6 protein-coding genes are annotated in these 6,039 nt (G+C 63.5%); 1 reads left to right on the top strand and 5 read right to left on the bottom strand.

The genetic code is table 11. From position 1 onward, the window contains the following. Positions 1-1,044 (bottom strand): esterase/lipase family protein (locus GIW04_RS26845; protein WP_442962814.1); only part of this gene is annotated, 1,044 nt, incomplete at its 3' end. A 327-nt stretch (positions 1,045-1,371) separates the two neighbouring features. On the opposite strand from GIW04_RS26845, the gene GIW04_RS26840 reads away from it, so the two are divergent. Then, positions 1,372-2,511 (top strand): glycerate kinase, encoded by a 1,140-nt coding sequence (locus GIW04_RS26840; RefSeq protein ID WP_120248067.1) that lies wholly within the window; start codon positions 1,372-1,374, stop codon positions 2,509-2,511. On the opposite strand, the gene GIW04_RS26835 is transcribed toward GIW04_RS26840, so the two are convergent. The 4 genes from GIW04_RS26835 to GIW04_RS26820 form a co-directional block, all read right to left on the bottom strand. Further along, positions 2,501-3,613, bottom strand: coding sequence for a class II histone deacetylase (locus GIW04_RS26835; protein WP_034135018.1), 1,113 nt, complete (start codon positions 3,611-3,613; stop codon positions 2,501-2,503). The genes GIW04_RS26840 and GIW04_RS26835 overlap by 11 nt on opposite strands. Continuing rightward, positions 3,610-4,764: an MFS transporter gene (locus GIW04_RS26830; protein ID WP_236479364.1), complete on the bottom strand. Its 1,155-nt coding sequence runs from the start codon at positions 4,762-4,764 to the stop codon at positions 3,610-3,612. The genes GIW04_RS26835 and GIW04_RS26830 overlap by 4 nt, the downstream gene beginning before the upstream one ends. Before the next feature lie 24 nt (positions 4,765-4,788). Further along, positions 4,789-5,661: a transporter gene (locus GIW04_RS26825; protein ID WP_034135016.1), complete on the bottom strand. Its 873-nt coding sequence runs from the start codon at positions 5,659-5,661 to the stop codon at positions 4,789-4,791. A gap of 97 nt (positions 5,662-5,758) precedes the next feature. After that, the coding region (locus GIW04_RS26820) for a helix-turn-helix domain-containing protein (protein WP_236479363.1) at positions 5,759-6,039 on the bottom strand (281 nt) is incomplete at its 5' end.

The raw sequence follows: 6,039 nt of genomic DNA, 5'->3' as shown, positions 1-6,039 counted from the left end.
CGCGAATACAGCGGTGACCTCCTGACCGGTGGGGCCAATGACCGCGCCGGCAATGGGATCTTCGTCGCGCATGCCGACCTTGCATCGACGGTAAGCGACCGGCGCCCCGATGGCGGGCATCACGCCGTGCACGACGCCGGCAATTTTGTCGGCCATACCCGGTAGCTGCCCGCATCGACGTGCCACCAGCCCGCCCATGGAGTGGGTAACCAGAATCACCTGTTGGCAGTTGCGACCGTACTGCTGCATGAGTTCATCAATACGCACAGCCAGCCTTGAAGCGGCCTCCTCGTTGGAGTCCAGCCAGTTGTAACCACAGGCATGCACCGGCATACGGTAGCCACCACGCGCCGCCAACTCGTCCGAAATAATCGACGGCAACTGCGCCGCCAGGTTAGCGCCCAACCCGGGCATGGCGATGGGCATTTCAGGTTTCAACTCGGTGACTTGAACTGGGCCGGGCTCGACACTGCGGGTGTGCAGATGCTCAGGCCGAATGTCGAATTGCGGCCATTTGTGCGGCATGAATTCGCTGTTAAGGGTGTCTTCAAGCCACAGAAGAAACGCGTGGTAGCTGGTTTCGCTGACTTCGCCCCATCCGCGCTCTTCGTAGCGCTTGGTCAGAGCCAGGATGGTTTTTTTCCTGTCCGGTTCTGGCGGCACTATGACCGTGCCGACAGAGCGCTCCGGCACCGCGCCTTTGTTATCAACCTCTACCCTGGCGGGGTGCAACAGTTGCTGTCGTATACCCGCCTTTTTGTTTATCCAGTTCAGGGCCAACCACATATTCTTACCCATGAACCCCGCATCCAACCGCCAGACGGGAGCCGCCTTATTCTTTCCCTTTCCTTTCTCCGGTTTGCTCTTCAAATTCGACCCCATAATCCCCGGCACAAAAATCACCGGCAGCACCCCGTCCGGCGGCAATATGCAGTGCACCGGGTCGGTGATATGGCTGGGCGTGAGGGTCCAGGTATGCACAGGGTTGCCCCGGGCGTTATAAGAGAGCGGCGCTATGCGTGGCATTTGAGAGGTATCGGCCATGAAATTCTCCCTGAATCGAGGGCGCTGCTGCCGTTCGGCGTGGAGCCCCCCGGATTGATATTGCCTGGAATCTTCTGGGCCACACTCTATTAGCGTGCAATTGCGAGCCTCAAGGGAGCGTGCGCATTAAAGAGGCGTCCTACACTGCTGAAAGTCGTTGCTGACAGATAGATCAAACAAGCCGGCCCGTAGGTTTGGCGTTTATTCATCGCGGCGTGTCACTTTGTAGGAATGAACAACAAAACCCCATCCACACTTGTGCATCGGCCCCGCGTCATTCCCCCAGCCAACTGGCAGCATGGGCGTTATAAAAACCGGAGAAAGCCCATGAAAATCGTGATCGCCCCCGACTCGTTCAAAGACAGCCTGAGTGCCGCAGGCGTCGCCCAGGCGATTGCCGGTGGGTGCGCCCAGGTCTGGCCGGATGCGCACGTGCTTCAATGCCCGATGGCTGATGGCGGGGAAGGAACGGTGGATGCGGTGCTCGCGGCGTGTAAGGGTGAGCTGCGCAGGCAAACGGTCCGAGGCCCGCTGGGCGACAGCGTCGAGGCGCGTTGGGGCTGGCTGGCCGACAGCCATACCGCAATGATCGAGATGGCCGAGGCCAGCGGCTTGCAACTCGTTGCGCCGGGGCAGCGCGACGCATGCTCCAGTACCACCTATGGCACCGGCGAGTTGATCCGCGCCGCGCTGGATGCCGGGGCGCTGCGCATCATCCTGGCGATTGGCGGCAGTGCTACCAACGATGGCGGAGCGGGGGCGATGCAGGCCCTTGGCGTGCAGCTCTTGGATAGCGAACGCCAGCCACTGCCGGCGGGTGGGTTGGCGTTGGCACGTCTGGCCCATATCAGCCTTGAACAACTCGACCCGCGACTGGCGCAGGTGCGTTTTGAAATCGCCGCCGACGTCAACAATCCCCTGTGCGGCCCTCACGGTGCCTCGTCGATTTTTGGCCCGCAAAAAGGCGCGAACCCCGAACAAGTGGCACAACTGGACGCTGCCCTTGGCCACTTCGCCGACCATTGCGCCCAGGTGCTGCGCCGGGATGTGCGCGACGAACCCGGTAGCGGCGCCGCCGGTGGTCTGGGCTTTGCCGCCAAGGCGTTCCTCGCTGCCCAGTTTCGTCCGGGGGTTGAGGTGGTCGCTGAATTGGTTAGCCTGGATGAAGCGGTGCGTGGCGCCGATCTGGTCATCACCGGCGAAGGCCGTTTCGACGCCCAGACCCTGCGTGGCAAAACCCCGTTTGGCGTGGCGCGCATTGCCCAGCGACATGGCGTGCCGGTGATCGTGATCGCGGGCACCTTGGGCGACGGCTACGAGCAGATGTACGCTCATGGTGTGGACGCAGCGTTCGCCTTGCCGTCGGGGCCGATGTCACTTGAGCAGGCCTGCCACGAGGCCCCGCGTCTGTTACGCGAGCGGGCCTCGGACATTGCGCGGGTATGGCGCCTGGCAGCTACTCGCTGACCCCGTGCGCCAATCGTTCCACCCACTGCTCTTGAAACCCCTGCAGCGCCGCACCCGGCTGCTGCAAGTGCACAAGCTCAAGCATCGGGTCCTGCACCGCCGTGCGCACGCCGCTCAATTCCTCCAGGGTCGCCAAGCCGCAGAACGGCACATAGGCTTCGCTATAGCCACCCTCGTGCACCAGCACCAGGCGGCCCTGGCACAAACGTTCGGCGGCCAGGCGCAGGGCGCGGGTCATTAACCGGAACGATTCGCTGTGCAGCAACATGCGCGCTAGCGGGTCGACGGCGTTAGCGTCATAACCGCAGGCAACGATGATCAACTCCGGTTCGAAGCGCTCAAGGGCGGGCAGCACGATGCGCTCCATGGCCTGTAGGTAGGTGGCGTGACCACTGCCTGGCGGCAACGGGATATTGATGTTGGCGCCCAGGCCGGCGCCCCGGCCGCGATCCTGCTCGCCGCTGTAACCGGGCGGGTAGCAGCCGTCCTGGTGCAGGGAAATCGTCAACACATCGGCCCGTTCTTCGAAGATCGACTGCGTGCCGTTGCCGTGGTGCACATCCCAGTCGATCACGGCGACTTTGCCCAGCCCGTGGCGCGCCTTGGCGGCCTCGATGGCAATGGCGATATTGGCGAGAAAGCAAAAGCCCATGGCGCTGTCTGCCAGGCAGTGATGCCCCGGTGGCCGCGACAGCGAATAGGCGTTGTGCGCCTGGCCCTTGAGCACCGCGTCCACGGCGGCCAGGGTCAAACCTGCGGACAGTTGCGCGATCTCATAGCTGCCAGGCCCTATGGGTGCCTGGGGGCCAAGCTCACCGCCGCCGGCATCGCTCAAGGCTTTGAAACGTTGCAGGTAAGCACGGCTGTGGACGCGCAGCAGGTCCTCTTCACTGGCGGGCGGCGCGCTATGCAGGTGCAGGTGGCGGCTGAGTCCGGAGACATCCAACAGGCTTTTCAAGCGCCGCTTGGTCTCCGGTGACTCGGCATGCCCGCTGCCGGCCGGCGGCTGCACCCAGCCGCCCACGGGCAGGGTCAGCGCATGGGCGCCGGCGCTGTGCCACAGGCTCATTTCGTCGAAAAAAAATGCGGTGGTTAGGTTCATACCAGTTCCAATTCAGTGGAGGAGTGGGGACGGCTGGCGACGATCATCACCAGGGACAGCAAGGTGATAGCGGCTGCACCGAGCAGCAACAGGCTCAACCCGCCGCTGGCTTCGATCAGGCGGCCGGCGAGCGCCGGGCCGATGGCCAGGCCGCCACCGATGACCAAGTTGGAGGCGTTCATCAGCTTGCCGCTGTGATCGAGGTCGGCCAGGCAGGCCAGGATCAGCGGCAGGATGAAGGTCCAGGTAAATTTGAACAGCAGCGCGGCCAGGGCGAATCGCAGCAAGGCGGGCTGGCCGAGCAACAGGAGCACCGCTGTTGCCATTAACGTGTAGCCCAGCAACAACAGCGCACCACGCGGCAGACGAGCGCCGATCAGTGAGGCGCTCGCAGCGCCAGCAATACCCATTACGGTGGCGATGGCGAGAATCTCGCCGCTGTGCTGCGCAGAAATCCCGGCACTGGCGCCCAAGGCACCGATAAAGGTCCATACGCCCCCCAGGCTGATGTAAAAGGCGAGGACCGCGCCAACCCCCAGGGCGGCTTTCCAGCGTGAACCGGGCAAGACCGGGGTGCGGCTGGCGGGCAACGCAGGGCTACCGGCAGGAAAGGCCCGCGCCAATGGCAGCAGCAGGGTCATCAACCCTGCCAGGATCAGGTAGCAGGCATTCAAGCCAAACCGTTCGAACAAACCAGGCAGCACCACCAGGCCGACGGCACCGACGATCAACTGCCCCATAACCCACAAACCATAGACTCGGCTGGGATTGGCGGTGGTGGCGGCACTGGCCAGGCAGAGGATCATCAACGAACCGCCGGCCAGGGCGCTGGCACCGCGCAACACCAGCAGCACGGCGTAGGTGTCGGCGAGCATTGACAGCAGGTTAGCGGCAATGAACAACAGCGCGGCGACCCGGGCGGCGGTGCGCCAGTCAACCCGCTTGAGCCACCACCAGGCGGGCAAGGTTGCCAGGCTCATCGCGCCAAGCTCCACGGAAAACAAGTCACCAATACGCGCCGGGCTCAGTTGCCACTGGCTGGCTAACTGCGCGGCCACGGCCGGAGCGGTCATCAGGATGGTCGGGGTGATGGCGGCAAACAGCACGATCGCCGCCAGCCGTGCCGTTGTCGCAGCGGTGGAAATGGGCATTTTCAAGCCCCAGGGAAAGGGGGGTCAGAACACATGCACCAGGCGTAACAACGCCTCGGTGCCGGCGTAGCCATTGGAAGCCGCAACGTTTTGCGAAAGGCTGACCATCAGTTGGTTCTGCCGGTCGAGCCAATGCCCGAATTCGAAGCCGACTTGGGTATAGCGCTTGTGGGTGTCGTCGAGGCTTCGGTTGTTCAGACGCAGGGCGCCACCGTCGGCGTGGATCAGGCGCAGTGCGCCGGAAGTGGCGGCGCTGAAGTCATAGGAGGCGAAGGCCTGCAGGCGATACAGCGGGGCTTGCTTGAGTTCGCTGCCAAAGTAATCGTTGTTGCGGCCATAGAGCTGGGCTTCCAGGTTGGCTTCCAGTACCCATTTTTCGCCGATGCCGTGGGTGTAGTTGTAGACAAAGGTGGCGCCCCAGCGATTGGCGCCGGGGGACACGTCCGGGTTTTGGCTGTGATATTCACCCACCGGCACGGTGATCAGGCTCAACAAGCCGCTGTAAGTGCGCGAGGCCGGGTCGTTGACGAAAAACAGCGTGCCGCCCACCTGTGGGTCGCCCAGGCCGCGCTCGCGGCTGCGCTGATTGGCGCCGGGCAGGCGTGCGTTGATGTCGGCAAAGGGCAGGATGAATTGTGGCGTGCACAACGTGCCGCAGGCGTCGGTGAAATACACCTGGCGGTAAGCCACGGCGTTGACCCGCAGGTCGGCCTTGCCGGTGCTGTCGGCGGGGCCATGGAAATCCCCGGCGCGTGTGGCGGGCAGGTACAACACACCCAGGCTGGTACCCGGTGGGGCGGCGAAAAAGTCGCGGGCGTTGAGGTCGGCCGCCTGGCTGTCGACGCTGAGCAGGGTGGCGAACAGCACTGTCAGGTTACGTAAGCATGTGGAAGTCATGAAGAAGCGTCTCGTGTGAGAAGGCCGAAAAAAGGGCAACAGCAGCCCGTGACCGTTGAAAAACGACCGTGGTAAACCGTGGGAGAAACGGGCAGGGTCAGTCGGGCGGGGCGTGCACCAGGTGCGCTATGCGTGCCTTGTCCTTGACGCCGAGCTTGGTATAGATGGCGCGAATATGGTGGCGCACGGTATTGGGCGAGAGGCCAAGGTCGCGGGCCACTTCCTTGTAGGTCTTGCCCTCGCCAAAGCCTTGGGCAACATCGTTTTCCCGTGGGCTGAGCTGGGGCAGGGCGCGGTTGATGCGTGCGGCCAACAGCAACTGGTCGCCCACTGGGGACGCCTGGATATGGATATGCTTGCCGTCATGGCCGCGTTCAT

Origin of the sequence: Pseudomonas sp. PA-4-8C (assembly GCF_021606625.1) — a bacterium.
GTDB classification, from domain to species: Bacteria; Pseudomonadota; Gammaproteobacteria; order Pseudomonadales; family Pseudomonadaceae; genus Aquipseudomonas; species Aquipseudomonas lactis.
Note: the sequence above shows the minus strand (reverse complement) of the source record. Positions and strands in the feature narration are given on the sequence as shown.

Excerpts from the sequence above, each read along its gene's own strand:
- GIW04_RS26825 (WP_034135016.1), bottom strand. The coding sequence starts at position 5,661 with ATGACTTCCACATGCTTACGTAACCTGACAGTGCTGTTCGCCACCCTG.
- GIW04_RS26835 (WP_034135018.1), bottom strand. The coding sequence starts at position 3,613 with ATGAACCTAACCACCGCATTTTTTTTCGACGAAATGAGCCTGTGGCAC.
- GIW04_RS26840 (WP_120248067.1), top strand. The coding sequence starts at position 1,372 with ATGAAAATCGTGATCGCCCCCGACTCGTTCAAAGACAGCCTGAGTGCC.
- GIW04_RS26830 (WP_236479364.1), bottom strand. The coding sequence starts at position 4,764 with ATGCCCATTTCCACCGCTGCGACAACGGCACGGCTGGCGGCGATCGTG.